Below are 25,971 nucleotides of genomic sequence, written 5' to 3'. Positions count from 1 at the left end.
AGTATTTAAGCTGCCAAACGGATGAAATGCTTTGGCTCGTTTTTTTACTTGAAAATTTAGCAGTTACCGTTAGTTCGCTTTTGTTTGGCACCCTGATACTTAGGCTTTGCAAAGTAAAACAAGGCAAGGTAACTCCACGCGAATATGTTATTTGCATAGGTACTAACTTAATAAACACAGCCGTTACCTATGCTGGTTTTAAGCTTTGGGTATATCATTACATAGCCTTAAGTTTTTCGTTCAACTGGTGGATGGTGGCAGATAGCCTGCTTTTGTTTCTGGCTATGGATTTGGCTATGTATCTTTTCCATTATGCCATTCACCACTCATTTGCATACAAATGGGTACACCGCCTTCATCATACCTATCAGGATCCAACGCCAGTTGATCTATATGTTCTTCATCCTTTAGAAACAGTTGGCTTTGGTGCACTCTGGCTTATGGTACTTTGCGCGTATGCGTTTAATTTTTATGCTGTAGCCATATACCTTACGCTCAACGTGCTATTTGGCATTATTGGCCATTTAGGTATCGAACCCCTGCCCAAACGTGTTCAAAACAAAATGCCCTTAAAATTATTGGGCACTTCTTCATTTCATCATAACCATCACCGTAATGAAGGTTACAACTTTGGCTTTTATACCTCCATTTGGGACAGGTTATTTAACACGTATAAACATTAAAAACATCCTATTAATTGACTACCTGCTAATATTTTGAACCTTCATAAATAGGTTAACAACGAGGCTCACTTATTTCAGGATGAGATATTTAAACAAAAAAAGGCCGGTTCAATATTTGAACCGGCCTTTTAACTATTGTAATGATAATAGCTTAGAAAGAGTAACGTACGCTTAACTGTGCTCTCCAACGTGAGTTGAAGTCGCTGATTTGGTACGGTTGCAATTTGCCATCAATTGAGTTAAGCCTTGATTTGTCAAAGTAAAACTGAGGGTTTGCAGTAGTAGTTGCATTGTAGAATAATGGCGCACTTAAGTTACTTAAGAAGTATGAACGGCCCCATGATTTTTTCAACAGGTTACCTACGTTTAATACGTCGGCAGTGATTGAAAGTTTATGTTGTTTGTACACGTAAAAATCCTGGCTAACTTTTAAGTCGAAGTGATTTTCCCACGGTAAACGGTCACCGTTACGCTCAACCACACGGCCTTGGTGCTTGCTTAGGTACTCGTTACCAGCGATAAACGCTTGGAAATCGGCCCATTGCTGTGCAGCTGGAACAGTGAAAGTTGAAGTAGTACCGAATTGTGCTTCAGCTAAAGTAGCCGGAACATAAGCTAAATCCGCAACACCAGATCCTCTGTTACTTGCATCATCACCGTGGATGTCGCCGTTGTATAACCAGCTAAATACCTGACCCGATTGACCTGTATACACTAAACCAAAGGTAGTAGCCATACGATTGTGCAGGTAACGGAAGGTTTTAGATATATAACCTACAAAACGTGATCCCGGATCGTAGTTAGAAGTAGCCAAATCTAGGTTGTTTTGGCCGTTAACCGAGTAAGCAAAACGCCAGTTAGAATAAGCAGTTGAGCTGGTACCATCGTTCATTGAAGTTGAATGTCCGAAGGTGTAAGCTAAGCTACCTACCCAACCATTGCTCATTGGTTTTTGTACTTGCCAGGTTAAGTTATAAGCAGAACCTTTGCTGGTGTTGGTTAAGTAAATGATATCGGTAAAGCCGGTATTAGCTCTCACACCGTTATAAAACGGACGGTTAACATTACCTGTTTTAACTGTACCTACTTGCGGGCCAACGTTTAAGTTCTGGTAAAGAATATCGTTGATCTTTTTGGTATACAACGCTTCAAACGTACCAATTAAACCCCAGAAACCTAATTTTTGATCGACCGCGAAGTTAGCGCGTAAAGTTTGGGTAAATTTAAAGTTTTTGTCGGTAACGTCTATTTCGTTAGGTGCATTGCTGCTTCCTAAAGTTGCACCTAAGTGAACATCATTAGGATTGTAGTTAAAGCGGATTGGCGCTAAAGCTGCACCTGTTGCAGTGTATCTAACAATAGTAGCACCCGTTGCACCATACTGGTTTGAAATCCAAACGTAAGGTACACGGCCTGTAAACAAACCTGCACCACCACGTAATTGAGTAGATGCATCGCCATGAATATCCCAGTTAAAGCCTGCACGTGGTGCAAACAGTAATGAAGTGCTTGGCGGCCTGTTGGTTTTCAGGTCATATTGCTGTGCAATGTTCGAGTTGTTGAAAGTAGGGTTTTCGGCCGGATCGTTAAAGAATATAGGTGCATCAACACGTAAGCCGTAAGTTAAACGAAACCGGTCGCTGATTGACCATACGTCCTGACCGTAAACGCTTAACTGAGCCGATTTAACGATTGACGGAGCATCAGGGCTGTTTGGGTCAACAGAATAATAAGCATTGTAACCAGTTGGTGCTGTGGTGTTATCCTTAAATGCTTGTATAGTGGTATAACGGTTATAATAACCGTAATAGTTCTGAACAAAAATATTGTTCGATTTATAAAAGAAGTTATCGGTACCAAAGGTAATCGTATGCTTGTTTTTATAAAGTGTAAAGTTATCAGTGATGGTAAAGTTATCCTGACTTAACCTGTTACGAGCAGATGAAGCTTCAGAACCTAAGTTATAGTTTAACCCATTTTGCTGTATATATACAGATGGGAATGCACCGGTTGTTCTAAAGTCGCGGGTTGATGTATAAGTAAAACGCAATACGTTTGAAGCATTGTTTGATAAGGTACTGTTTAACTCTACAACTGAAGAGTTGTTTTTAGAGTTAAAAGTGTAACCACTGTTAGCAAACGTCATGGTGGTTGCTGTACGGCTTAGGTTATCACTAAAACCTTTGGTGTAGTTATGACGAACAGTTAAACGGTTTTTATCGTTAATGTTCCAGTCTAAACGACCAAATACATAGTCAGATTCTTGTCTTTTCAATATTTCGCCGTAACCACCTACATCATATTTATACGTGTTTAACACATAATTGCGTAAATCCTCCAATACAGTAGGGTTAAATTGCGAGCCCGAACCAGCAATGGTTGGGTCATTTTGCAAAGGCGTTGAGTTACGGATACGCTCGTAGTTACCAAAGAAAAACAATTTGTTTTTGATGATAGGACCTCCCAAGCTAATACCGGCTGTTTGGTTTTTAAATTGCTGGTATTTAGTGTCGTTTAAAACGCTTTTACCCAGCAGGTCTTCGTTTTGCATCAAACCGTAAACCGAACCATGGAAAGTGTTTGTACCGCTTTTAGTTACTGCGTTAATACCACCACCGGTAAAACCACCTTGGGTAACATCATACGGAGAAAGCAGGATTTGTAACTCCTGGATAGCTTCGATAGAGATAGGGTTAGTGCTTGCCTGGCCACCGTTAGTACCAGAGCTTGCTAAACCAAACGCGTCATTAGACAAAGCACCGTCAATTGTAAACTGGTTGTACTTGTTACTTTGACCGGCGAACTCCATACCAAATGCCGAACCATCGCTGTTACCGTTACGTGAAACACCTTGTGGCGTTAAACGGGCAAAATCCTGAATGTTACGGTTAACAGTAGGCAAGCTTTGTAATTGCGCTGATGATACGTTAGTTGCAGTACCTGTCCTTTGCGGGCTGATTACGCTACCACGACGTGCAGCGTTTACCGTTACGGCGCTCAACTGACGGCCTTCTTCCAACAATACGGCGTCAACTTTTAACGGCTGACCTAAGCTGGCAGCTAAATCGTTATAAGTAACTGTAGTAAAGCCAACAAAGGTAATTTTAATGGTGTAAGGACCACCGGCACGTACGTTGGGAATAGTGTACTGGCCGTTACCTCGGGTTACCGTGCTGTAGTTAGTACCGGTTGGTACGTGGGTAGCAACAACAGTTGTACCCGGCAGCGGCTGCCCCTTAGAATCTTTTACTGTTCCTGTTATGGTACCGGTTGTTACCTGCGCAAAGGCAATAGCGGTAGTAAACAAGAAAAGAAGTGCGAGAAGTAAATTTTTTCTCATGCTTTTGTTTTTGTTTAATGAACGTTTAAATAGTTTTAAATTCAATGCAAAGATATACAAAGGCTTCAGTTTCAGTGTTAAGTTAGTGTTAATAAATATTAGAAATTTTTCACATTTCGTAAAAATATTGTTGATATATTCAACATAATATCGTATAAAATTGCATTTCATTAAACAATGTGCAAATTTAGTCACATAATGCCCTATAATTTACCCAAGGTGTGTTAACGGTATGTTACCACCTAAATCACAGCCAAATCATATTACTGTTTATACCCCCGTTAAGGTACCTAGTGCTCTTTATTGTATCAGCCTTTTTATTTAGCTTTGGTGCCGAACTGAAAAAGTAAAAACATAATGAACTACGATTTAATTGTTGTCGGATCTGGTCCTGGTGGATATGTAGCAGCTATACGCGCTTCACAGCTGGGTTTAAAAACAGCCATCGTTGAAAAAGAATCATTAGGTGGTATATGCCTTAACTGGGGCTGTATACCAACCAAAGCTTTATTAAAGAGCGCCCAGGTGTTTGAATACATAAACCATGCGGCCGATTACGGTATTAATGTAGACGTAAAAGGCGAACCTGATTTTGACGCGGTTGTAAAACGCAGCCGTGGCGTAGCCGATGGCATGAGCAAAGGTGTTCAGTTCTTGATGAAGAAGAACAAGATTGATGTAATTATGGGCTTCGGCAAACTCAAAGGCAAAGGCGCCGTTGAGGTTAAAGCTGCCGATGGTGCCGTTGCCGAGCATACAGCTAAACACATTATATTGGCTACCGGCGGCCGCTCGCGCGAGTTGCCTAACCTGCCGCAGGATGGTAAAAAAATTATAGGTTACCGTCAGGCTATGGTGTTGCCTAAAAAACCACAATCCATAGTAGTGGTAGGTTCGGGCGCTATAGGTATTGAGTTTGCTTATTTCTACAATGCTATGGGTACCAAGGTAACTGTAGTAGAATATCTGGATAACATTGTACCTGTTGAAGACGAAGAAATCTCAAAACAACTGGCTCGTTCATTAAAAAAACAAGGTATCAACATCATGACCGGCTCAACTGTTGAATCGGTTGATACCAAAGGCGATTTGTGCAAGGTAAGCGTTAAAACCGCTAAAGGTGTTGAAACGCTTGAAGCTGAGATCGTACTTTCGGCTGTTGGTATTGCTACCAACCTGGAAGGTATAGGCCTTGAAGAAGCTGGTGTTAAATTCGACAAAGGCAAAGTACTGGTTGATGATTTTTACAAAACCAACGTTGAAGGCATTTACGCCATAGGTGACATCGTTAAAGGCCAGGCGCTTGCACACGTAGCATCGGCCGAAGGTATCATCTGCGTTGAGAAAATTGCCGGTCAGCATGTGGAGCCGTTAAATTACAATAACATTCCGGGCTGTACTTACTGCTCTCCGGAGATTGCTTCAGTAGGTTATACCGAAAAAGCGGCCCGCGAAGCCGGATACGAAGTTAAAATTGGTCGTTTTCCATTCTCAGCATCAGGCAAGGCCAGTGCTGCAGGTGCAAAAGACGGTTTTGTTAAAGTAATATTTGATGCCAAATACGGCGAGTTCTTAGGCGCGCATATGATTGGCTACAACGTAACCGAAATGATTGCCGAGGTTGTAACTGCACGCAAGTTGGAAACAACCGGTCATGAAATTATTAAATCGGTGCACCCTCACCCTACCATGAGCGAGGCTGTAATGGAAGCTGCTGCTGATGCGTATGGCGAAGTGATCCATTTATAATCACCAGCCGCTTAAAAGGCGGAGTACGAAAATAACCAAACACATTTTAAGCCCTTCTGTTCTTCGTATCAGGAGGGCTTGATACTTATATATGATCATCAATCGTCAATCTTCTGCTTCCCCTTCAGGAAGCTGGGAGGCAAAACTATTTTCCATTAACGCCGGGCTTTTTAAATTGGATGGCGGAGCCATGTTTGGTGTAGTGCCTAAGGCTATATGGAGCAAAACCAACCCGGCCGATGAAAATAACCTGTGCACCCTGGCCATGCGCTGCCTACTGCTGCAGGACGGCGACCGACTGATTTTGATTGACACCGGCATAGGCAATAAGCTCAGCGAAAAAGTTTTGCCTTACTACCACCTGCACGGTGATGATACGCTGGAAAAATCTTTAGCGCAACACGGCTTTACCCCGGCTGATATTACAGACGTATTTCTAACGCACTTACATGTAGATCATGTGGGTGGTGCGGTAGCAAAAGAAGGCGGGCAACTGGTTCTGGCCTTTCCAAAAGCTATCTATTGGAGTAACCAAAAGCATTGGGACTGGGCTACAGTTAACCCCAACGTTCGTGAGAAGGCATCCTTCTTAACTGAAAACATTATACCCCTACAGGAAAGCGGCCAGCTAAAGTTTGTAGACGTACAAGAGGGCGAATCTTTTACTGCCAACATGCAGGTATTCTTTGTATCGGGCCATACGCAGGCCATGATGCTGCCATTGTTGCAGTATAAAGGCAAAAAAATACTTTACGTGGCCGATCTGTTTCCCACTGTTGGCCACTTGCCTATTGCTTACGTAGCTGCTTATGACACGTTTCCCTTACAAGCCATGGATGAAAAACGTGCTTACTTACAGCAGGCGCTGGACAATGATTATGTCCTGTTTTTTGAGCATGACGCACTTAATGAATGCTGCACATTGCAGCAAACAGAAAAAGGCATACGTGTAAAAGATGTTTTTAAATTGACAGACATTTAATTCAAAATCAAGTGTTTGGTACAATTGATGTGGCAATAAATGCAAACAATTGCGTGTGAAAGTGAATTTGTATAAATAATTATATTGTAATTATCAAATACAATAAGGATATTCAGTAACAAATTTATACCTTTGCACGTTCAATTCTAAAACAAGAATCGAGGTAATAACGTAGATGAGACAACTCAAAATAACCCAATCCATTACCAACCGTGAGTCACAATCGCTTGACAAATATCTGCACGAAATTGGTAAGGTTGACCTGATAACTGCCGAGGAAGAAGTAATATTAGCCCAAAAAATACGCGAAGGCGACCAGGCCGCCTTAGAACGCTTAACTAAAACCAACTTACGTTTCGTGGTATCGGTTGCTAAGCAATACCAGAACCAAGGCCTTACCCTGGGCGATTTGATTAATGAGGGTAACCTGGGTTTGATTAAAGCGGCCAAACGTTTCGACGAAACCAAGGGTTTTAAATTTATATCATACGCCGTTTGGTGGATCCGTCAATCCATTTTGCAGGCCATTGCTGAGCAATCACGTATTGTACGTCTGCCATTAAACCAGGTAGGCTCATTAAGTAAAATTAGCAAGGCGTTCTCTAAACTCGAGCAAGAATATGAGCGCGAGCCGTCTCCTGAAGAACTAGCGGACATCCTGGAAACGACGGTTGATAAAATATCAGACACGCTGAGCAACTCCGGCCGCCATGTATCTATGGATGCGCCGTTTGTACAAGGTGAAGAAAATACGTTGTTAGACGTACTGGAAAACCAGGAGCCTAATACCGACTCTATCCTCATCAACGAATCGTTGTCTGAAGAGATTAAACGTTCACTGTCAACTTTAACAGAGCGTGAGCGCGAGATCATCGTATTGTTCTTTGGCTTAGGCACCAACCATCCCCTGTCTCTTGAAGAGATTGGTGAGAAATTTAACCTGACCCGCGAACGTGTACGTCAGATTAAAGACAAAGCTTTACAACGCTTGCGCCATACATCGCGAAGCAAAATCTTAAAATCGTATTTAGGTTAATCCTACTACTGCATATGAAGCCCTCCCGACACATCGGGAGGGCTTTTTTGTTATATAGGCATGCTACCAACACAATATGAGCAACTAACGCCCGAACAGGCTATAGCCTTACAGCAAGAGCTAAGGCAAAAGATCAGGATTGAGCCGTTGGATAAAGCGATCCGTATCATAGCCGGTTCTGATATCTCCTTTAACAAATATTCAGAAGTAGTGTATGCCGGTATTGTGTTGCTTAAATATCCGGAGATGGAGATTATCGGGCACTCATCAGCCATTAGCCGAACTACGTTTCCTTACATATCAGGCCTGCTGGCCTTTCGCGAAGTGCCGGCCCTGCTGGAAGCCTGGAACAAACTGGAAACCAAACCCGACCTATTGGTGCTCGACGGACAAGGCATTGCACACCGCCGCCGTATGGGCATTGCTTCGCACTTTGGTGTGATAACCGACACGCCTACCATCGGCAGCGCCAAAAGCCGCTTGTTTGGCCGCTACGATGACCCTGCCAATGAGCCTTTTGCGCAAAGCCCGATGTACCACCGCGAGGAAGTTATTGGCATGGCTATCCGCAGCAAACGCAACTGTAATCCCATCTTTGTTTCCCCAGGCCACCGTGTAAGCATGGAGCAAAGCGTACAGATTATTAAACACTGCATCAAGGGCTACCGTATACCCGAACCCACCCGGCAGGCACATATATTGGTGAACAAAATTCGGGTAGAGAACGGGCCAGGCGAGCATTCGCAGCTGTCTATGTTTTAAATTCCTTCAGCTGCTTACAATAAACCACGCAAAACGCAGTTTCATTAACTTAACCTGAATCATTGCGCCAGCTATGCAAAAAACACGTACGCTGCTATTCCAGTTCTATAAGCCTTTTTGTATTACCATTTATTTTTTTCCGGACTAAGTTTGTATCTACTGCTTAGTCAGGGAGCTATTGCTTTTATACTCGCTTTACCGCTAAAAATGATGGGCTATGTAGGTTTCGTGTTCTATCAGCATTACTTTCATCAGCGCGAGTATTTTTATTACCGCAATGCAGGCATATCTATGCGGCGCTTGTATCTATACTCATGTATTCCCGATTTTTGTTTGTATTCACTATTGGCCTGCTTAAGCATATTTATCCATAACATGTATGCTTAAGGCTGATAGTGTTTACCTGGAATTTAGTAACCGTAAAATACTACAGGATATTTATATTGACTGTAAAGCTGGCGAGGTAACCGGTTTACTGGGCCGTAATGGCAGTGGCAAATCGAGCTTGCTGAGGATAATTTTTGGTACACTTAACCCCTCGTACAAGTATATCAGCATAAACGGCAAGCCCGTTGCAAAAGGCTACGTGGGTAACCATATTGCTTATCTGCCTCAGCATAATTACCTGCCCAGTCATTTAAGCATACAGCAATCGGCCCGTTTGTTGGTTGACGATGAGGCTTGGCACGAGTTTACAGCATACGACCTTTACCAGCATTTTTACGATAAAAAGCCTGGCCAGCTGTCGGGCGGCGAATTGCGTAAGCTGGAAACACTGATGATCTTATACAGCAAAGCCAATTACATATTGCTCGATGAGCCATTTACCCATGTATCGCCCATACAGGCCGAGGAGCTCAAAGCCATTATCCGCAAACGTAAAGCTCATAAAGGCTTTATCATAACCGATCATCAATACTACAATATATTGGAAGTAAGTGACAAGATAGTACTGCTTGCCAATGGTGCCACAAAATTAATCGAAAATGCAGACGAGTTAATTACATACGGTTATCTTAGCGGTAAGTAATACCGCTAAACCATGACTATCCCCATATACCAGGCCGATGCATTTACCGACCAGCTGTTTGGCGGTAACCCAGCCGCTGTATGCCCTTTAACGGAGTGGCTACCCGATGCACAAATGCAAAAGATTGCGGCTGAGAACAACTTGGCCGAGACTGCATTTTTTGTAAAAACAGCCCAAGGCTTCCACCTGCGCTGGTTCACACCAGAGCTGGAGATTGACCTTTGCGGCCATGCCACCTTAGCTACCGCACATATTATTTATACTGAGTTGGGTTACGCCGAAGCGACCGTACACTTCAGTACCGAAAAAGCAGGCACCCTCATGGTAACCCGAAACGACGACCGCTACACGCTCGACTTCCCATCGCGCCCACCCTACCCGGCCGAAATACCTGATGGTTTACTGGAAGGATTGAATAACAAAATGCCCGTTCAGGTGCTTCGCTCACGTGATTATTTTTTGATTTACGAGAACGAGCAGGATATACTCGACATGGAGCCTAACCATTTTGCCCTGGCCAAAGTAGATGCTATTGGTATAATTATTACCGCACCTGGCAAGGATGTTGATTTTGTATCGCGCTTTTTTGCCCCTGCTGCGGGTGTGCCCGAAGACCCGGTTACCGGATCGGCGCATTGCAACCTTATACCTTACTGGGCCGACAAACTGGGCAAAACCCAACTGCATGCCTACCAGCTATCGGCCCGCAAAGGCGAGCTGTGGTGCGAGCACAAAGGCGACCGTGTACTAATGAGCGGAAAGGCAGTTACTTATTTAAAAGGCGAAATTTACATTTAGGACGAAAGACTAAGTGAAGAACGACTCAGCGAAATAGCACCAAGTTTTTATTTATTGAAATGAAAAACTACTACTTTTTAGTGTATTAGCAACGCTGGCTATCGGTAATGCTCAAGCCCAAGCCTACAAAATAAGCGGTAAGCTTACGGGCTTTAAAAGTAATTTGTTGGTACAAATGCTCGACGATAATGACAATCCTCTTAACAGCAGCCTCCTTAAATAACCTGAGCCTGTCGAAAACCACTTAGCCCGCTAAATCTTTAACAAACTAAATCATTTGTCCTTTTTCACATAGTCCTTCCTAACTAAATCTTTAATTAATACCCTACTGTAAACCGTTCCCTAATGTGTTTGGATTGCTCTATCTCGTCAACTATGGCAACAGCATAATCTTCCATCGAGATGAAGCTGCGGCCCTGTTGGTCAACAATTAACTGATTGGTAGCTGTTTTAAAGGCACCGGTACGCTCACCGGGTGCAATCTCGGCAGCTGGGCTAACATAGGTCCATTCTACCTCCTGTTCCTGCTGGTACAGCTTTAAGGCCTCGCGGTGAGCTAATGCCGCAGCCTTGTACGCTTCCGGAAAATCGGGCGTGTCAACTAGTTGTACACCGGGTGCGACTTCTAAGCTACCGGCACCGCCTACAATAATAAGGCGTTTAACACCCGCTTGCCGTACACCGTTTAAAAGCGGTACTACCACCTCGTATATGGTTGATGCCGGTGCGCCATGTGTATTATTGTAAGCGCTTACTACCACATCATGATCGAATGCTCCGGTTTCTACCTCCTGTGAGTCGAAGAGATCGCCTTTGGACACCTTGAGATTCAGTTTATCGGGGTTGTAATTTTCGGGGTGGCGTACCACCGCTGTAACGTAATGCCCGCGGCTTAAAGCCTCATTAACTATGCGGCTGCCTATCTTACCGCTTGCGCCAAATACTGCAATTTTCATGATCGGAATGTTTAATAGTATTATAAAACGTATCTACTGTTAAATGTTTGCCGCGCGTGCTTTAAGCCGCTTTAGCGCTGTACTAAAAAGCTAATTTTTTCGTAAATTTGGTATTTAAACTATTGACAGGTACGGTTGCAGATACATGCAGTTAACTAAATTAGAAGTTAAAGGCTTTAAAAGCTTTGGCGATAAGATTACGATAAACTTTAACGAAGGTGTTACGGCCATTGTAGGCCCTAACGGCTGCGGTAAATCTAACGTGGTCGATTCTATTCGCTGGGTTTTGGGTGAGCAGAGTACGCGTGCGCTACGGTCTGAAAAGATGGAGAACATCATCTTTAACGGTACCAAAAGCCGTAAGCCCGCCAACCTGGCCGAGGTATCCTTAACTTTCGACAACACCAAGAATGTACTGCCTACCGAATTTTCGCAAGTTACACTAACGCGAAAGCTGTACCGAACCGGCGAAAGCGAGTATCGTTTGAACGATGTACAGTGCCGCCTGAAAGACATTACCGACCTGTTTCTGGATACAGGTATTGGCTCCGACTCCTATTCTATCATTGAGTTAAAAATGATAGACGAGATCATTACCAACAAGGAAGGCTCACGCCGTAACTTGTTTGAGGAGGCTTCGGGTATATCTAAATACAAGCTTCGTAAAAAACAGACTTTCAACAAATTAAAAGATACCGAGGCTGATCTGGAACGTGTGCGGGATTTGCTTTTCGAGATTGAAAAGAACCTGAAAACGCTGGAAAATCAGGCCAAGAAAACTGAACGGTTTTATCGTTTAAAGGAGCAATACAAATCGCTCAGCATTATGCTGGCTTCGTTTCGTATTGTGTCTTTCAGCGAATCCTTACAGCGCATTGAGGAGCAGGAGCAAAAGCACCGCGAGGGACGATCGGGCATTACTACCAAGATTGACACGCTGGAAGCCGCCCTGCAGCAACAAAAGCTGGATAACCTGACCCGCGAAAAGAATTTGTCGTTACAGCAAAAAACCACCAACGAGTTTATTGGCAAGATACGGGCTTACGAGAGCGAGAAGAAGATAAAGAACGAGCAGCTCAAGTTTCAGCGCGATAAGGAAACACGCCTTAAGGAAGAGTTGGAACGCGACCGTAACCAGTTGAACCACGTACTGTACAACATTAAACGCCTCAACGAGGAAAAGCTGCAGGAAGAAGAAAACCTGGAAACCGTAAGTGGCAAATTGGCCGATCTTAAACAGGCCGTTGATGAACTACGTGATGAACAAACAGCGTTACGTAGTGAGCTGAATGAGCTGACCAGCATTAACAACCGGCTGCAAAACCAAATTTATCAGGCCGAAAAAGACCTGGACATTTTACGCATACAGCAACAGGCGCTGGAGCAGGAAAGCCAGCGCAACATGGAAGATACGGCCAGCCGTGAGGTGGAGCTTTCGCACTTTAACCAACTGGTGGCCGAACTGGAATACCGTACCGAAACTGCCGAGGGTGAACATAAAGCCGCTGTTGAGTTTGAGAACCAGTTACAGGAACAAATAAAAGAAACCGACGCTGGCATTAACCAGCTAAAAGACAAAATAGCGCAGCAAAGCCGTCAACTGGATGCCAAACAAAACGAGTACAACCTTACCAAAAGTATGGTTGATAACCTGGAAGGTTTCCCCGAGTCGATACGTTTTTTGAAAAAGCATGCCGACTGGGCCAGGCACATTACCCTCTTTAGTGATATCCTGTTTTGCCGCGAAGAGTACCGTATTGCCATTGAGAACTACCTGGAGCCACTGATGAACTACTTTGTGGTAGAAGATTATGACAATGCCATTAAAGCCATTAATCTGCTCCGCAATGCTTCGCGCGGCAGGGCGCAGTTCTTTATCTTGAACCATTATGCGGCTATACCGGATGTTTCCACCCAGCCGGCCAATGCCGAGTGGATGCCGGCCCTCAGCGTAATTGAGGTGGAGCCTCGTTACCGTCCGCTGTGTAATTATCTGTTGCGTAACGTCTATCTGGTTAATGATGCCAGCGACAATGACCTGAACGCCTCGCCTGTACAACAAGGCATTGTATTGCTGGGCAAAAGCGGCCGATTCAGCAAATCGGTTTTAAGTATGGCGGGTGGTTCGGTGGGCTTGTTTGAGGGCAAACGTATTGGCCGGGCCAAAAACCTGGAAAATCTGGCAAAAGAAATTCGCCAGACCGAGCAGCAAATTGGAGCTTACAAAGCTGAGCAGGAAACTTTGCAAAGTAAACTGACAGCCTTAAAAGCATCGGGCAAAGCTACCGAGATACAGCAAAAGCAGCAAGAACTTAACCGCCTGCATACAGAACTGGTAACGGTTACTACCCGGCGCGAGCAGTATCAAACTTTTATAACCAACAGCCGCAACCGTAAAGAAGATATTGCGCAAAAAATTCGCACCATACAGGACGATGAATTAAAGCTTAAACCACAGTTAGCCGAGCTAAAAACGCAAAAAGAGATACAAAGCGATTTGCTGCTTGATAAACAGCAGGCATTTAACGAGCTGAACGAATACACTACAGTACAAAGCAACGCCTATAATCAGGAGAATATCCGCTTTCACCAGCAGCAAAACAAGGTATCGGGCTTGGTAAAGGACCTCGAATACCGCGAAAGCCAGCTAGATAGTTTGGAGGCTCGTTTGCAGACTAATACCACAGAAATGGAAAAGGTACAGGTGGCCTTGCTTGACGTTTTACAGCACACCGACTTCTCGGACGATGAATTGCTGGACATGTACACCCAGCGCGAGGAGCTGGAAAAGGCTACCAAAGCTGCTGAAGAAGAATATTATACTTCACGTGGACAGATTAACGAAACAGAAAACGAAATAACACAGTTACGCCGCCAAAAAGACCAGGCCGATGTAATTGAGAACGAGCTGCGCGAAAAACGCAATAGTTTAAAACTGGAATTGAACGCCCTGAAAGAACGCCTTTCGGTGGAGTTTAATATTGAAATTGCCGACCTGCTCGAAACCGAGATACCGGCCGAAGAAAACGAACAAGATTTGCGCGAACGCACCGAAAAACTGAAGAGACAGTTAGACGAATTTGGCGCCATTAACCCCATGGCACTGGAAGCCTTTAAGGAAATGAATGAGCGTTATGAGTTCATCCAATCGCAAAAAAAGGATTTGGAAGAGGCCAAGGCTTCGTTAATGTCGACCATTAAGGAGATTGACGACACCGCGCGCGAAAAGTTCATGCATGCGTTCATTATGGTGCGCGAAAACTTTATAAAGGTATTCCGCTCCCTGTTTAACGAGGAAGACTCCTGCGACCTGGTACTGACCGATCCTGAGCGACCGCTGGAGTCGGATATTGATATTATTGCCAAGCCAAAAGGCAAGCGGCCGCTATCTATCAACCAACTGTCGGGTGGTGAGAAAACGCTGACGGCTACGGCCATACTGTTCTCGCTTTACCTGTTAAAACCCGCCCCCTTTTGTATTTTTGATGAGGTGGATGCACCGCTTGATGATACCAATATTGATAAGTTTAATAACATCATCCGCAAGTTTTCGTCGAGCTCGCAATTCATCATTGTATCACATAATAAAAGAACCATAGCCAGCACCGATATTGTGTACGGTGTGACTATGGTTGAGCAGGGAATTTCCCGTGTAGTACCGGTTGACTTACGCCAACTGGCCGATTAATATTTTAATGATTCAACTGTTTTATATTGCGCGTATGTATTGCGCCTTTAAATTCCGGGTTAACATCAAGCTTTTGGTTTGCTCTGTCTAACGCAGCTTTATCTGCACCGTTTATGCTTTGGGTTCTAAAACCAACAACTGTATAGTTACCCTTATCAATATAATTAAGTGCTACTTTCAACATGGTTTCATTGCGGTCGCCAAAGTCATGCGTTACATCGTCATCTACTAAAGCGCCTTCAAAATTGCCACCAGGAATCATACCCTGGTAAAAATCTGCCTTGCCTTCTGCATTACGGCTTTCAAATTCGGCCAGGTACATATCGTAATCGCCCACATCAAGCCCAAAAAAGCCTACTGGTTTGCCATAAGTGGTTTGTCCTATAAGCTTTACGCCCTGGGGCAGTACAGGTTTCAGGTTGTTAATTAGCAATTCACTTGCCGATGCCGTGTTATCTGTCACCAAGAAGATAACACGCTTCAATTCTAGATTTCCTTTTTTAGAGAAGTTGTAAGAATTGTTCTCCTTTTTAAATTCACCTGCCTTTACATCATACTTGCTCGATAAGTACGGGTGATTACCCGCCTGCATATTGGCATTATAAGTTTCGGTAAACATTAGGGTGTTATTTTTGGCCGCCGGCACCATATAGTTAGCCAGGTACTCCGAGGTTTCAACTGCACCACCACCATTGTAGCGTAAATCTACAACCAGCTCTTCAATGTTATCACTGGCAAACTTGCTAAACGCTTCATCAATTTTTGCCTGGGCATTACTTATTACGGTAAACCGGCTAAAGGCAAAATAACCCACTTTTTTACCAGTTGCACTGGTTATGGTAGTAGCCTTAATAACAGGATTTACGGTGTAGCTCCCCCTGGTAACCGTAGCTGTAAATGTTGTTCCATCATTACGGGTACCACTTAGCTTTATAGAGTTGGCCCCCAGTGCCTGGTTAATGGCGGCGATACCCGACGCGGTAACGACTACATCGTTTACAGCGGTAACTTTATAGCCCCGTGCAAGTCCCTGTGTGGCCGCTGATGAATTTGGATACACATAACGCACCCTGATATCAACCGGAGACTGGCTTATTAACGACAACCCAAAACCAAAATCGCCACCTACACCACCAACGGCCGCAGCGGCTTGCCCATTATCAATGTAAGAATATTTAGCTGTACCAATGTAATTAGGGTCATATTCATACGGCTTTCCTGTAGTAGAGTTGATCTTGATTTGCGAAAACGCATCAATTTCAGCCTGCAAGTTGGCCAGGTCGGATCCTCCGGAAAAACGGGTTGGGTTAAATGCCTCTTTACTGGGCAAGGCATCGTTCCATAAGTAAACATCTTTAGCAAAATCATACGCTATCTCACGCAGATCGTCATCCTTCTTATCTTTTTTACAAGAGCTGAATGCAACGGCCAGGAAAAGTAAGGGAAGTAAATATTTCTTCATTTATAATAAGTTAATCTTGGGTATAACGTGCAAGTATACAATATATTATAAACCGCAACACGTATAAACTTTACAGTTGTATAAATTCAATTCCGCAAGCCTCCGCACACAGTAAATCAGCCTCGGCAACACCTATCATTAAGGTTTCGCGGCGTTGCAGCTGGTGTTTATCTAACAATAGATGTATCATATCGGGCTCCGGTTTAGGTGTAAGCTCGTTGGCAAAGTAGCAGGTAAGGTATTTTTCGAGACCCTGCCAGTCGGTATGCTTAATTTTGTTGAGCTGCTGCTGCGGGTTGCCATTGGTTACAATAAACAGTTGCTTGCGATCAACTACAATATCTTGCAGCAGGGTCAGCATCTCGGGGTAAATTAACAGCTTTAGCGGCAGCTGTGCAGTTTTGTGAAGGTGCTCAAAATTAAAGCGGTATTTTTCATCCAGCTTAAAGCGGCTTTGCAAGGTATTGAACACCGCTGATGCTCCCTCCTTTTCATAGGTGCGTACCATGAGGCTTACCAAGGCGTTGGCATCCAGCAGTTCTGTATATTCCAGGTAACCGGCAAACAGGTAGTAAACCTGGTACAGGTAATCCTTTTCTGGAAATAACACATTATCCAGCTCAAATATAAAAGCGTTAATACGCGGGTCTATATCGCTATACTTCATCATGCGCGGCAATCAATTTTATACCGTATTCATTAAACAGCAATTCAGCTTCGGTCAGAGGCGCGGCCTCTTCCCTGTGCAGCAGATATACTGTATCAACTTGATGGTCCAAACACAAGGTGAGCATTAAATGCGGATAGGTTTCGGCCTGCGGGTTAGGCAACTTTATCATTTTGCCAGCTTTGAGCATCACCTCGGGCAGGTCTAAATAATCGCCCAGTAGTACGTTGCTGGTTTGCAATTGATTTTTAAGCTGATAGGCTTTGCCCGAACTTGCTGCTGTTATTAAAGTATACACGATGATTTATTGTACAATTAAGCCGTCTTTCATAAGCACTTTACGGTCCGACAGGTTGGCCAGATCCTCGTTGTGTGTCACTATGATGAATGTTTGGTTAGACTCGTTCCGCAGGTCTATAAACAACTGGTGCAAATCGCGCGCGGTGGCCGAGTCGAGGTTGCCCGATGGTTCGTCGGCCAATATCATGGCCGGTTTATTAATGAGCGCCCGGGCTACGGCAACCCTTTGCTGCTCGCCACCTGATAGCTGGTTGGGTTTATGGTAGACCCGGCTGCTCAAACCCAGCTTATCTAACAAAGTAGCCGCTCTTTTCTGCGCCTCTGCTTTGCTTACACCAGCAATAAATGCTGGTATACACACATTCTCAAGTGCATTAAATTCGGCGAGTAAGTGGTGAAACTGAAAAATAAAACCGATTTGAGTATTGCGGAAATGACTAAGCTGCTTGTTATTAAGCTTACTGATTTCCAAATCATCTAAAAATAGCTGACCGGCATCGGGCTGATCCAGCGTGCCTATAATATTGAGCAGAGAGCTTTTACCTGCACCCGAGGCGCCTACAATGGTTACAATTTCTCCCTGCTGTACCTCAAGGTTAACCCCTTTAAGAATATGAAGCTTGCCATAGTTTTTTTGGATACCCAGTGCTTTTAGCATAATACAAAGATATGGAAATCAGAACCAAGAGCCAAGAAGCAAGATCAACGATAAAACCTTTAAATTTTAGACAACAAGCCGCGTTAGGGATAGCAGCGGGTACCTGCCATTTGGCTAAGGTCAGGAGGCGTATTAGCCGATAGCCAAGCCCCACAGGAACGCCATTGTTAGAACGTTAGGAGTATAGAATCAGTAGTAAGATAAACTATAATGAGTGCTATGAAGAAGCCTTATAAAGCAATAATAAGGCTAATCTAAACAACCGCTCATTATCGGTTGAGATTCCAGGCTGGCTGTTTGGTCTGGCTCTTGTTTCCTGTTCATTATGGGCAGGCTACATTTTCTTGGTTCTTGGCTCTATCGCATACTACCTCCTTTTCTACACAAAATCTGCTTTCTAATTTCATAACTCCAACTGAAATTGTAGATTTACCGCAAATTCTTCACAAAGACATGAATATTCACGAATATCAGGGTAAGGCCATACTAAAAAGTTTTGGCGTAAGGGTACAGGAAGGCATTGTAGCCGATACTGTGGAACAAGCTGTTGAGGCGGCCCAAAAAATGAAAGAAGATTTCGGCTCGAGCTGGGTGGTTGTTAAAGCCCAGATACATGCCGGCGGCCGTGGTAAAGGCGGTGGTGTTAAACTGGCCAAAAACCTGGATGAGGTAAAAGAAAAAGCAGGCGCCATTTTAGGCATGCAACTGGTTACCCCGCAAACTGGTCCGGAAGGTAAAAAAGTACACAAGGTGCTTGTTGCACAAGATGTATATTATCCTGGTGATAGCGAAACTAAGGAGTTTTACATGAGCGTATTGTTAGATCGTGCTAAAGGCCGCAACATTATCATGTACTCAACCGAAGGTGGTATGGACATTGAGGAAGTAGCACACAGCACTCCTCACCTGATACACAAAGAAGAGATTGACCCGAAAGTAGGTTTACAAGGTTTCCAGGCACGTAAAATTGCCTTTAACCTGGGCTTATCAGGCGATGCTTTTAAAGATATGGTAAAATTCATTGCCGCTTTGTACAAAGCTTATGATGCTACCGACTCTTCACAATTTGAAATTAACCCGGTATTAAAAACATCCGACAATAAAATTTTAGCAGTTGATGCTAAAGTAAACCTGGATGATAACGCTTTATACCGCCATGCTGATTATGCTGCCCTGCGCGATACCAACGAGGAAGACCCTACTGAGGTTGAGGCAAGCCACTCTAACCTTAACTATGTTAAATTAGATGGTAACGTAGGTTGTATGGTTAACGGTGCCGGTTTAGCGATGGCCACTATGGATATTATTAAGATTGCCGGTGGCGAGCCTGCTAACTTTTTGGACGTAGGCGGTACTGCCAATGCACAAACCGTTAAAGCTGGTTTTAACATCATCCTGAGCGATCCTAAAGTTAAAGCCATCCTGATTAATATTTTTGGTGGTATTGTACGTTGCGACCGTGTTGCACAAGGAGTAATTGATGCTTACCAGGAAATTGGTAACATACCTGTGCCAATCATTGTTCGTTTGCAAGGCACCAATGCTGCAGAAGCTAAAGAACTGATTGATAATTCAGGCTTAAAAGTTTTCTCGGCTATTTTGCTGAAAGAGGCTGCTGAAAAAGTTAAAGAAGTTTTAGCATAAGCATTTCATCTTCTAGAAAGAAGATATAATACAGGAAAGCCCTATCTAAAAAAGATGGGGCTTTCTTTTTAACCCCTTTTTTATTTGTTGAGTTTATTGTTATTTATTGACAAATATCAAGTGCGTAACACAAAAATCTGTGCTTCTTTGTATCATTAAGTAACGGCGCAAACAAATACATGTTTAAACATACGTTATATTTACACTGAAATCATTTAACATCATAAAGCTATGGCAACTACAAAATGGGTTATGGACCCACTGCATTCAGAAGTACAATTTAAGGTTAAACACCTGGTAATTTCAACTGTAACGGGTTCGTTCCGTAAGTTTGAGGGCGAAGTTATTACCGAGAGCGAAGATTTTCAGGACTCGGAGATTGATTTTTCGCTGGATATTGACAGCATTGATACCACCCAGGAAGCACGCGATCAGCACTTGAAATCGGCTGAATTTTTTGATGCGGCTACTTATCCAAAAATTAGTTTCAAATCTACTTCATTAAAGAAAGTAAGCGACGAGGATTATAAATTGGAAGGCAACCTGACTATTAAAGGTGTAACTAAACCAGTTACTTTAGATGTAGAGTTTGGCGGTTCGGCTGCTGATTTTTACGGACAAACCAAAGCCGGCTTTGAAATTACCGGTAAAATTAACCGTAAAGAGTTTGGCTTAACCTGGGAAGGTATTACCGAAGCCGGCTCTATAGTTGTTGGTGAGGAAGTAAAACTGATTATCAACGCTCAATTTACTAAACAAGCTTAATCAGTAGTTTTTTTATAAAAAGGCCCGCTATGCTTAATTGCATAGCGGGCCTTTATTTTGTGTGCTTGGCAAAAAGTCTGTTCAACCTACCCCCCAAAAAGCTCCTCATTAATTTTATTGCTGATGTTATGCACTATACCATCCAATTCCTCGGCACAACGGTTAATCATATCAATAATCTGCTTTTCTTCGTCACGGCTCTGCGCATCTTTAGCCAGGTAAGCCAGGCCCAGTATGGAAGCCACCGGCCTGCGTATTTCATGGGAGCTTAACCACGAAACTTCCTGCAGTGCCCTGTTTTGATAATAAATCTTCTCTTCGCGTTGTTTGCGGTCGGTTATATTTTGGTGTACGGCAATGTACCCTGTATTTGTCCCACATTCATCAAATAAAGGTGTGTACTCTATGTTTACCCACTGCTTATTGCCATTGGGCAGGTAATGCAACATGTCCATTGAAAAGGTTTCCAATCGCTCTTTACGAGCCTTAATCTCTGTAATGATATCAACTGAAATTTTCTCGCCGCCCAAAAATGAACTTACCGATCTACCCTTTATGTCTTCCAGCTTGTAACCTACATAATCCTCAAATGCTTTGTTAACCCAAGTAATATTATGGTGAGTATCCATTACCACAATCATGTTGTTAACTTTAGTAATAATTTCGGCCAGGCGCTTATTCTCTTCGTTAGCACGTTTTAACTCGTCAACATCCTTTATAGCCCCAATTACTCGTACCGGTTGTTGCTGTTCGTTATATAGATAATAGCCTTGAGAGTACACGTGTTTATAATTGCCTTTTCCACAACTTACACGGTAATCGCCCCGCCAGTTAGTTTCATGTGCTGCCATCACTTCGTGCTGCGTATTTACTACACGATGCAAATCATCTGGATGTATGAGTGATCGCCACCATTTTATACCCTGCCCTATATCTGTATCTGCACAGTTGATGAGCTTAGTAACATCGGTATAAAAAACCAGCTTATCCTGCAAAATATCATAGTCGTAAATTACATCGCGGGTAGCTTTGGCTACGGCTTCATAACGGGAAATGGCTTGCTGTAACAAGGCATCCTTCTCTTTCTTTTCAGTGATATCGTCGAAATACACTGCTATACCATCCTCTGTGGGGTACGCCTGCACGGCATGCCATTTCTTAAAGTGCCGCCAATAGGCTTCAAATTTTACCGATATCCGCTCCGCCAGTACTTTTTGATACTGCTGATAAGTGATCCTTTTTTCGATGCCTGGAAAAGCCGTTACAATATCTTTACCAATTACGTCCTCAGCTTTTATACCAGTTTCAAGCTGAAAGCGCTTGTTTACCTTTGTAAAAACCAAATCTTTGTTCAGGGCATAAAAGCCTTCATTAATGTTATCAAGTGTATCTTCTAAACTGAACAAGTACCGGTTACGCTCAAGCTCCATTTCCTTCAATTCAGTAATATCCTGGGCCGATCCAACGGCTTTATAAGGCAGGCCATCTTTAAGCTCCAAACGGGCCAATTCCCTTACCCAGCGGGTTTCACCGGTTATCCAGGTGATGCGGTGCGTAACATCCAGTTGTTCGCCGGTCTTAATCAGCTTATTTAACTGAGCAGTCATAGCCGGCCTATCATCAGGATGTATCTGTTGTTCATAAAGCTCAAATAAATTCAGTTCGGCATCTTTCTCAACTTGCGTAATGATGTACATCTCGTCAGACCAAACCAGGTGTTTCTCGGAAATATAAAATTCCCATCCACCTATTTTAGCTACTTGCTGGGTTTCGCTAAGCTTTCTTTTTTCTTCTTTTAAATCTTCATTAAGCTTCTTCAGTTCCTGCTCATAATTAACTTTCTCTGTTATGTCCTGAGCGGTTATAATAACGTGCGGTTTATTATTAAACTTTATTTTCTGTGAAATTATATTAACATGTATAGGTGTACCATCGGCCTTTTGATGTATCCAGCCAACGGTTTGCCTTAAATGGTTTGACACGCTTTTTGCCGACTCAAGCACCTTTTGCTTGTCATCAGGCGGCCGGATGTCCAGAATAGACATGCTTAAAAATTGCTCTCGTGTATAGCCATACTTATCGATTGCAGCCTGATTTACGGAAACAAATTTTAAGGTTTGTAAATCATAAATCCATTTAGGCGTTGGGCTGCCCTCGTACATTAACCGGTATTGGTTTTCGGTATTAATAAGATGCTGGTTGTTCACTTTTACCAAATGGTATAAAAAGCCGCTGGTTGCAATAACAAAAAAAACTCCTTTACTGCTACTTATGGCATACATTAAAGACGGACTCAATGTGCCTTGAAACAGAAATAGCACCTGGTCGCTCAAAGCAATCCAAACACTGCAGGTAACCAGATAAATAATGGCTATACGGCCGGGCCCTAATCTCATATGTGCTTACCTACCTTATATTTTTGTCCGTACGTGGTAAAATAGTGATATACAGAATGTAACTGAAAAAAATTAGATATTGAGGTGCTGATGTATTCACCTCATACGCAGTTTGCCTGAAAAAGATACACTATGTTTACATTATGTTTAAATACCGGGCAAACCATAAGCTGTTATATTTGCTAAATAAGTATGCTTGTAAAAATTTATCCGGAGAACCCGAACCCAAAGACCATTGAGCAGGTGGTGCAAGTACTGCGCCGGGGCGGACTCATCATTTACCCTACCGATACCGTTTACGGCTTAGGCTGTGATATAACCAATCATAAAGCAATTGAAGCTATTGCACGCATCAGACACATCAAGCCCGAGAAGGCTAATTTTTCTTTCATTTGTTACGACTTAAGCAACCTGTCTGATTATACGAAACCTATTGATAGCACGGTGTTTAGAGTACTGAAAAAAGCTTTGCCAGGCCCGTTCACATTTATTTTGAATGCCAGCGGAAATGTACCCAAGCTATTAAGCTCAAACAAAAAAACGGTTGGTATACGCATACCTGATAACGCTATAGCGAGGGAAATAGTGAAGCAATTAGGTAACCCCATCCTATCTACATCCATACGTGACGAGGATGATATTGTGGAATATTCTACCGACCCCGAGCTCATCCACGAAAAATATGAAAGCTTGGTAGATATCGTAATTGATGGCGGCTACGGCGGCAATATAGCCTCAACCGTGGTAGATGTTACCTCAGGTGAATTTGAAGTAATACGAGAGGGCAAGGGTGATTTGGACGCTTATTTATAAGCAGAAATGAGTACCCAAAGCCGAGGCTTTGTCATAATAATCTTCATAATCACAAACAATAGCGAGTGAACTATAGGGATTGTTGTTTACCGCTTAAATAATTCTCGTTACCACCCCGGATTAAAACGATTTTAGCTATCCTTTTATTTGTTTCACAAATTCAGGTATCCTTTCCAGGTAATTGTCGGTAGCTAAGAAACGTACGAAGGCACTACCCACTATAGCACCGTTGGCATAGGCAGTTGCCGTATCAAAGGTGGCTTTATCGCCAATACCAAAGCCAATTACAATTGGATTATTCAGTTCCATATGCTTAATACGCTTAAAGTAGGTTTCGGTAACATCTCCCAAAGCTAAATTACCACCGGTTATAGATGCAGACGAAAGCAGGTAAATAAAGCTGTTGCTGAGCTCATCTATCTTACGTATGCGCGCTTCGGCAGTTTGTGGGGTAACCAGAAAAATGTTGCTCAAGTTATGCCGGGCAAAGCAATCTTTATATAGAGTCTCATACTCATACATGGGTAAATCGGGCACAATAACGCCATCTACGCCCACCTCGGCAGCTTTGGCACAAAAGCGTTCTACCCCATATTGTACCATGGGGTTGGCGTAGCCCATTAGCAATACAGGTATACTTACTCTTTGGCGCAGCTCGGCCAGTTGTTCAAACAGCAGGTTAAGGTTCATGCCATTGTCAAGCGCTTTTTGGGAACTGTGCTGAATAGTGGGTCCGTCTGCCACCGGATCCGAATATGGAAAGCCGAGCTCCAGGAAATCAACACCAGCTTTTTCAAGCGCCTCGGCAATATCAAGGGTTGTATTCAGTTCGGGGTAGCCGGCAGTAAAATATACCGATAGTAAGTTGTTCTTTTTTGTGGCGAACAATTGATTAAGACGATTCATGTATGTGTTATTGCACCGTTCATTTTTGCACCGCATTCACCCCTCCTGTGGAGGGCTGCGTTGGCTTGTTAATGGCGAAGAGGGATATTTCAATTAAATTCAGCAAAAGCCTCCTACCCTCCTCAGTTAGGAAATAAGCTGTTAAGTTGGCAATTAAAAGCCGAAGTGTTTAATATAAGTGGTTAGATCTTTATCTCCCCTGCCCGACAGACAGATCACTACATTATCTTCCCGCTGAAATTGCATCTTTTCTAAATAAGCAAAAGCATGTGCCGATTCAATGGCCGGAATAATGCCCTCCAGTTGCGATAATAGTAAACCGGCCTGCAAAGATTCATCATCAGTAATATTTACGTATTTAGCTCGCTGAATCTTGTGTAAATGGGCATGCTGCGGACCAATACCTGGGTAATCTAATCCTGCTGATATAGAATACGGCTCAACCACTTGTCCGTCATCAGTCTGCATTAATATAGTACGGCTACCATGCAATATCCCTTCTCGGCCCAAAACCGATGTAGCTGCCGAATGGCCGCTATCCACGCCTTTGCCAGCTGCCTCTATAGCAATCAGTTTTACCGACTCATCATCCAAAAAGTGGTAAAACATACCCATGGCATTGCTGCCACCGCCTACACAGGCCAGCACATAATCAGGCAATTCCTTGCCGGTATGCTCTAATAATTGTTTCTTGGTTTCGAACGATATGATGGACTGGAACTTTGCTACCATTTCGGGGTATGGATACGGACCCACCACCGAACCGATGATGTAATGCGTATCAACCGGGTTGTTAATCCAATCGCGCATCGCCTCGTTGGTGGCATCTTTCAGGGTTTTACTACCCGATGTGGCAGGCACAACCTTTGCACCCAGCATTTTCATCCGGGCTACATTGGGGGCCTGGCGCTCCATATCAATTTCGCCCATGTACACTACACATTCAATACCCATCAATGCACAAACAGTAGCGGTGGCTACCCCATGCTGACCGGCGCCTGTTTCGGCAATAATGCGTTTTTTGCCCAGGCGCTGTGCCAGCAATATCTGGCCTATGGCATTGTTTATTTTATGCGAACCGGTGTGGTTCAGATCTTCGCGCTTCAGAAAAATATTAGCGCCGTATTTTTCAGACAAACGCTTGGCATGGTATAAGGGCGACGGCCGGCCTACATAGTCTTTTAGTAAAGATTCAAACTCGGCTATAAAACCGGCGTCGGCTATGATGCTTTGGTATTGCTGCCTCAGCTCCTCAACATTAGGGTACAGCATTTCAGGGATGTAGGCCCCGCCAAAATCTCCATAATATCCCTGCTCGTTTACTGTATATTTCATG

The 25,971-nt window shown here is 43.5% G+C and carries 21 protein-coding genes; 12 read left to right on the top strand and 9 right to left on the bottom strand.

The window, feature by feature from the left end; genetic code table 11:
* Nucleotides 1-26: 26 nt before the first annotated feature.
* Nucleotides 27-683 carry a sterol desaturase family protein gene (locus tag ABDD94_RS08355; RefSeq protein ID WP_352432891.1) on the top strand — a complete coding sequence of 219 codons (657 nt, stop codon included), beginning with the start codon at nt 27-29 and terminating at the stop codon, nt 681-683.
* Between the two features lie 151 nt (nt 684-834).
* Here ABDD94_RS08355 and ABDD94_RS08350 read toward each other — a convergent pair whose 3' ends face one another.
* Nucleotides 835-4,023 carry a carboxypeptidase regulatory-like domain-containing protein gene (locus ABDD94_RS08350; RefSeq protein WP_345955466.1) on the bottom strand — a complete coding sequence of 1,063 codons (3,189 nt, stop codon included), beginning with the start codon at nt 4,021-4,023 and terminating at the stop codon, nt 835-837.
* 357 nt (nt 4,024-4,380) lie between these two features.
* Between ABDD94_RS08350 and lpdA the strand changes: the two genes are divergently transcribed.
* The 7 genes from lpdA (at nt 4,381) to ABDD94_RS08315 (ending at nt 10,380) form a co-directional block, all read left to right on the top strand.
* Nucleotides 4,381-5,772 carry a dihydrolipoyl dehydrogenase gene (lpdA, locus tag ABDD94_RS08345; RefSeq protein ID WP_345955465.1) on the top strand — a complete coding sequence of 464 codons (1,392 nt, stop codon included), beginning with the start codon at nt 4,381-4,383 and terminating at the stop codon, nt 5,770-5,772.
* Between the two features lie 91 nt (nt 5,773-5,863).
* On the top strand, nt 5,864-6,754 hold the full coding sequence (locus tag ABDD94_RS08340; protein ID WP_345955464.1) for an MBL fold metallo-hydrolase: 891 nt from the start codon (nt 5,864-5,866) through the stop codon (nt 6,752-6,754).
* 175 nt (nt 6,755-6,929) lie between these two features.
* The gene (locus tag ABDD94_RS08335; RefSeq protein WP_090466905.1) at nt 6,930-7,790 is read left to right on the top strand and encodes an RNA polymerase sigma factor RpoD/SigA; all 861 of its coding nucleotides are present in this window, start codon (nt 6,930-6,932) and stop codon (nt 7,788-7,790) included.
* Between the two features lie 60 nt (nt 7,791-7,850).
* Nucleotides 7,851-8,552 (top strand): deoxyribonuclease V, encoded by a 702-nt coding sequence (nfi, locus tag ABDD94_RS08330; protein ID WP_345955463.1) that lies wholly within the window; start codon nt 7,851-7,853, stop codon nt 8,550-8,552.
* Nucleotides 8,553-8,702: 150 nt separating this feature from the next.
* Nucleotides 8,703-8,939: a hypothetical protein gene (locus tag ABDD94_RS08325; RefSeq protein ID WP_345955462.1), complete on the top strand. Its 237-nt coding sequence runs from the start codon at nt 8,703-8,705 to the stop codon at nt 8,937-8,939.
* The gene (locus ABDD94_RS08320; protein ID WP_345955461.1) at nt 8,932-9,582 is read left to right on the top strand and encodes an ATP-binding cassette domain-containing protein; all 651 of its coding nucleotides are present in this window, start codon (nt 8,932-8,934) and stop codon (nt 9,580-9,582) included. Before ABDD94_RS08325 ends, ABDD94_RS08320 begins: the two co-directional genes overlap by 8 nt.
* 12 nt (nt 9,583-9,594) lie before the next feature.
* On the top strand, nt 9,595-10,380 hold the full coding sequence (locus ABDD94_RS08315; RefSeq protein WP_345955460.1) for a PhzF family phenazine biosynthesis protein: 786 nt from the start codon (nt 9,595-9,597) through the stop codon (nt 10,378-10,380).
* 317 nt (nt 10,381-10,697) lie between these two features.
* Here ABDD94_RS08315 and ABDD94_RS08310 read toward each other — a convergent pair whose 3' ends face one another.
* A complete protein-coding gene (locus tag ABDD94_RS08310) occupies nt 10,698-11,336 on the bottom strand; it encodes an NAD(P)-dependent oxidoreductase (protein ID WP_345955459.1) in 639 nt (212 codons plus the stop codon).
* A gap of 145 nt (nt 11,337-11,481) precedes the next feature.
* Here ABDD94_RS08310 and smc point away from each other — a divergent pair, with 145 nt between their 5' ends.
* Entirely contained in the window at nt 11,482-15,024 is a 3,543-nt protein-coding gene (gene smc / locus ABDD94_RS08305; RefSeq protein WP_345948101.1) for a chromosome segregation protein SMC, read from the top strand.
* Nucleotides 15,025-15,028: 4 nt separating this feature from the next.
* Here smc and ABDD94_RS08300 read toward each other — a convergent pair whose 3' ends face one another.
* From ABDD94_RS08300 to ABDD94_RS08285, 4 genes are all read right to left on the bottom strand, one after another.
* Nucleotides 15,029-16,486 (bottom strand): S41 family peptidase, encoded by a 1,458-nt coding sequence (locus ABDD94_RS08300; protein WP_345955458.1) that lies wholly within the window; start codon nt 16,484-16,486, stop codon nt 15,029-15,031.
* Nucleotides 16,487-16,556: 70 nt separating this feature from the next.
* The gene (locus tag ABDD94_RS08295; RefSeq protein WP_345948103.1) at nt 16,557-17,156 is read right to left on the bottom strand and encodes an HAD hydrolase-like protein; all 600 of its coding nucleotides are present in this window, start codon (nt 17,154-17,156) and stop codon (nt 16,557-16,559) included.
* The gene (locus ABDD94_RS08290) at nt 17,143-17,451 is read right to left on the bottom strand and encodes a hypothetical protein (RefSeq protein WP_345948104.1); all 309 of its coding nucleotides are present in this window, start codon (nt 17,449-17,451) and stop codon (nt 17,143-17,145) included. Before ABDD94_RS08290 ends, ABDD94_RS08295 begins: the two co-directional genes overlap by 14 nt.
* Nucleotides 17,452-17,457: 6 nt before the next feature.
* Nucleotides 17,458-18,111 (bottom strand): ABC transporter ATP-binding protein, encoded by a 654-nt coding sequence (locus ABDD94_RS08285; protein WP_345955457.1) that lies wholly within the window; start codon nt 18,109-18,111, stop codon nt 17,458-17,460.
* 453 nt (nt 18,112-18,564) lie between these two features.
* On the opposite strand from ABDD94_RS08285, the gene sucC reads away from it, so the two are divergent.
* Both sucC and ABDD94_RS08275 read left to right on the top strand, forming a co-directional pair.
* Entirely contained in the window at nt 18,565-19,755 is a 1,191-nt protein-coding gene (sucC, locus tag ABDD94_RS08280; RefSeq protein WP_345948106.1) for an ADP-forming succinate--CoA ligase subunit beta, read from the top strand.
* A 231-nt stretch (nt 19,756-19,986) separates the two neighbouring features.
* Nucleotides 19,987-20,520, top strand: coding sequence for a YceI family protein (locus tag ABDD94_RS08275; RefSeq protein ID WP_345948107.1), 534 nt, complete (start codon nt 19,987-19,989; stop codon nt 20,518-20,520).
* An 86-nt stretch (nt 20,521-20,606) separates the two neighbouring features.
* Here the strand turns inward: ABDD94_RS08275 and ABDD94_RS08270 are convergent, their stop codons facing one another.
* Nucleotides 20,607-22,916 carry a PAS domain S-box protein gene (locus ABDD94_RS08270; protein WP_345955456.1) on the bottom strand — a complete coding sequence of 770 codons (2,310 nt, stop codon included), beginning with the start codon at nt 22,914-22,916 and terminating at the stop codon, nt 20,607-20,609.
* 192 nt (nt 22,917-23,108) lie between these two features.
* On the opposite strand from ABDD94_RS08270, the gene ABDD94_RS08265 reads away from it, so the two are divergent.
* Nucleotides 23,109-23,729 (top strand): L-threonylcarbamoyladenylate synthase, encoded by a 621-nt coding sequence (locus tag ABDD94_RS08265; RefSeq protein WP_345948109.1) that lies wholly within the window; start codon nt 23,109-23,111, stop codon nt 23,727-23,729.
* Between the two features lie 135 nt (nt 23,730-23,864).
* Here the strand turns inward: ABDD94_RS08265 and trpA are convergent, their stop codons facing one another.
* Both trpA and trpB read right to left on the bottom strand, forming a co-directional pair.
* Nucleotides 23,865-24,635: a tryptophan synthase subunit alpha gene (gene trpA, locus ABDD94_RS08260; RefSeq protein ID WP_345955455.1), complete on the bottom strand. Its 771-nt coding sequence runs from the start codon at nt 24,633-24,635 to the stop codon at nt 23,865-23,867.
* A gap of 153 nt (nt 24,636-24,788) precedes the next feature.
* Nucleotides 24,789-25,970, bottom strand: coding sequence for a tryptophan synthase subunit beta (trpB, locus tag ABDD94_RS08255; RefSeq protein WP_345955454.1), 1,182 nt, complete (start codon nt 25,968-25,970; stop codon nt 24,789-24,791).
* Nucleotide 25,971: the final 1 nt, after the last annotated feature.

It is taken from the genome of Mucilaginibacter sp. PAMB04168, assembly GCF_039634365.2.
Classification (GTDB): domain Bacteria; phylum Bacteroidota; class Bacteroidia; order Sphingobacteriales; family Sphingobacteriaceae; genus Mucilaginibacter.
This window is presented reverse-complemented; position numbering and strand designations above follow the sequence as displayed.

What these genes read in the sequence shown, in the direction of transcription:
- lpdA (WP_345955465.1), top strand. Translation starts at nt 4,381, where the DNA reads ATGAACTACGATTTAATTGTTGTCGGATCTGGTCCTGGTGGATATGTA.
- ABDD94_RS08320 (WP_345955461.1), top strand. Translation starts at nt 8,932, where the DNA reads ATGCTTAAGGCTGATAGTGTTTACCTGGAATTTAGTAACCGTAAAATA.
- ABDD94_RS08350 (WP_345955466.1), bottom strand. Translation starts at nt 4,023, where the DNA reads ATGAGAAAAAATTTACTTCTCGCACTTCTTTTCTTGTTTACTACCGCT.
- ABDD94_RS08340 (WP_345955464.1), top strand. Translation starts at nt 5,864, where the DNA reads ATGATCATCAATCGTCAATCTTCTGCTTCCCCTTCAGGAAGCTGGGAG.
- ABDD94_RS08310 (WP_345955459.1), bottom strand. Translation starts at nt 11,336, where the DNA reads ATGAAAATTGCAGTATTTGGCGCAAGCGGTAAGATAGGCAGCCGCATA.
- sucC (WP_345948106.1), top strand. Translation starts at nt 18,565, where the DNA reads ATGAATATTCACGAATATCAGGGTAAGGCCATACTAAAAAGTTTTGGC.
- ABDD94_RS08295 (WP_345948103.1), bottom strand. Translation starts at nt 17,156, where the DNA reads ATGATGAAGTATAGCGATATAGACCCGCGTATTAACGCTTTTATATTT.
- trpA (WP_345955455.1), bottom strand. Translation starts at nt 24,635, where the DNA reads ATGAATCGTCTTAATCAATTGTTCGCCACAAAAAAGAACAACTTACTA.
- ABDD94_RS08315 (WP_345955460.1), top strand. Translation starts at nt 9,595, where the DNA reads ATGACTATCCCCATATACCAGGCCGATGCATTTACCGACCAGCTGTTT.
- ABDD94_RS08265 (WP_345948109.1), top strand. Translation starts at nt 23,109, where the DNA reads ATGCTTGTAAAAATTTATCCGGAGAACCCGAACCCAAAGACCATTGAG.
- trpB (WP_345955454.1), bottom strand. Translation starts at nt 25,970, where the DNA reads ATGAAATATACAGTAAACGAGCAGGGATATTATGGAGATTTTGGCGGG.
- ABDD94_RS08270 (WP_345955456.1), bottom strand. Translation starts at nt 22,916, where the DNA reads ATGAGATTAGGGCCCGGCCGTATAGCCATTATTTATCTGGTTACCTGC.
- nfi (WP_345955463.1), top strand. Translation starts at nt 7,851, where the DNA reads ATGCTACCAACACAATATGAGCAACTAACGCCCGAACAGGCTATAGCC.
- smc (WP_345948101.1), top strand. Translation starts at nt 11,482, where the DNA reads ATGCAGTTAACTAAATTAGAAGTTAAAGGCTTTAAAAGCTTTGGCGAT.
- ABDD94_RS08300 (WP_345955458.1), bottom strand. Translation starts at nt 16,486, where the DNA reads ATGAAGAAATATTTACTTCCCTTACTTTTCCTGGCCGTTGCATTCAGC.
- ABDD94_RS08285 (WP_345955457.1), bottom strand. Translation starts at nt 18,111, where the DNA reads ATGCTAAAAGCACTGGGTATCCAAAAAAACTATGGCAAGCTTCATATT.
- ABDD94_RS08335 (WP_090466905.1), top strand. Translation starts at nt 6,930, where the DNA reads ATGAGACAACTCAAAATAACCCAATCCATTACCAACCGTGAGTCACAA.
- ABDD94_RS08275 (WP_345948107.1), top strand. Translation starts at nt 19,987, where the DNA reads ATGGCAACTACAAAATGGGTTATGGACCCACTGCATTCAGAAGTACAA.
- ABDD94_RS08355 (WP_352432891.1), top strand. Translation starts at nt 27, where the DNA reads ATGCTTTGGCTCGTTTTTTTACTTGAAAATTTAGCAGTTACCGTTAGT.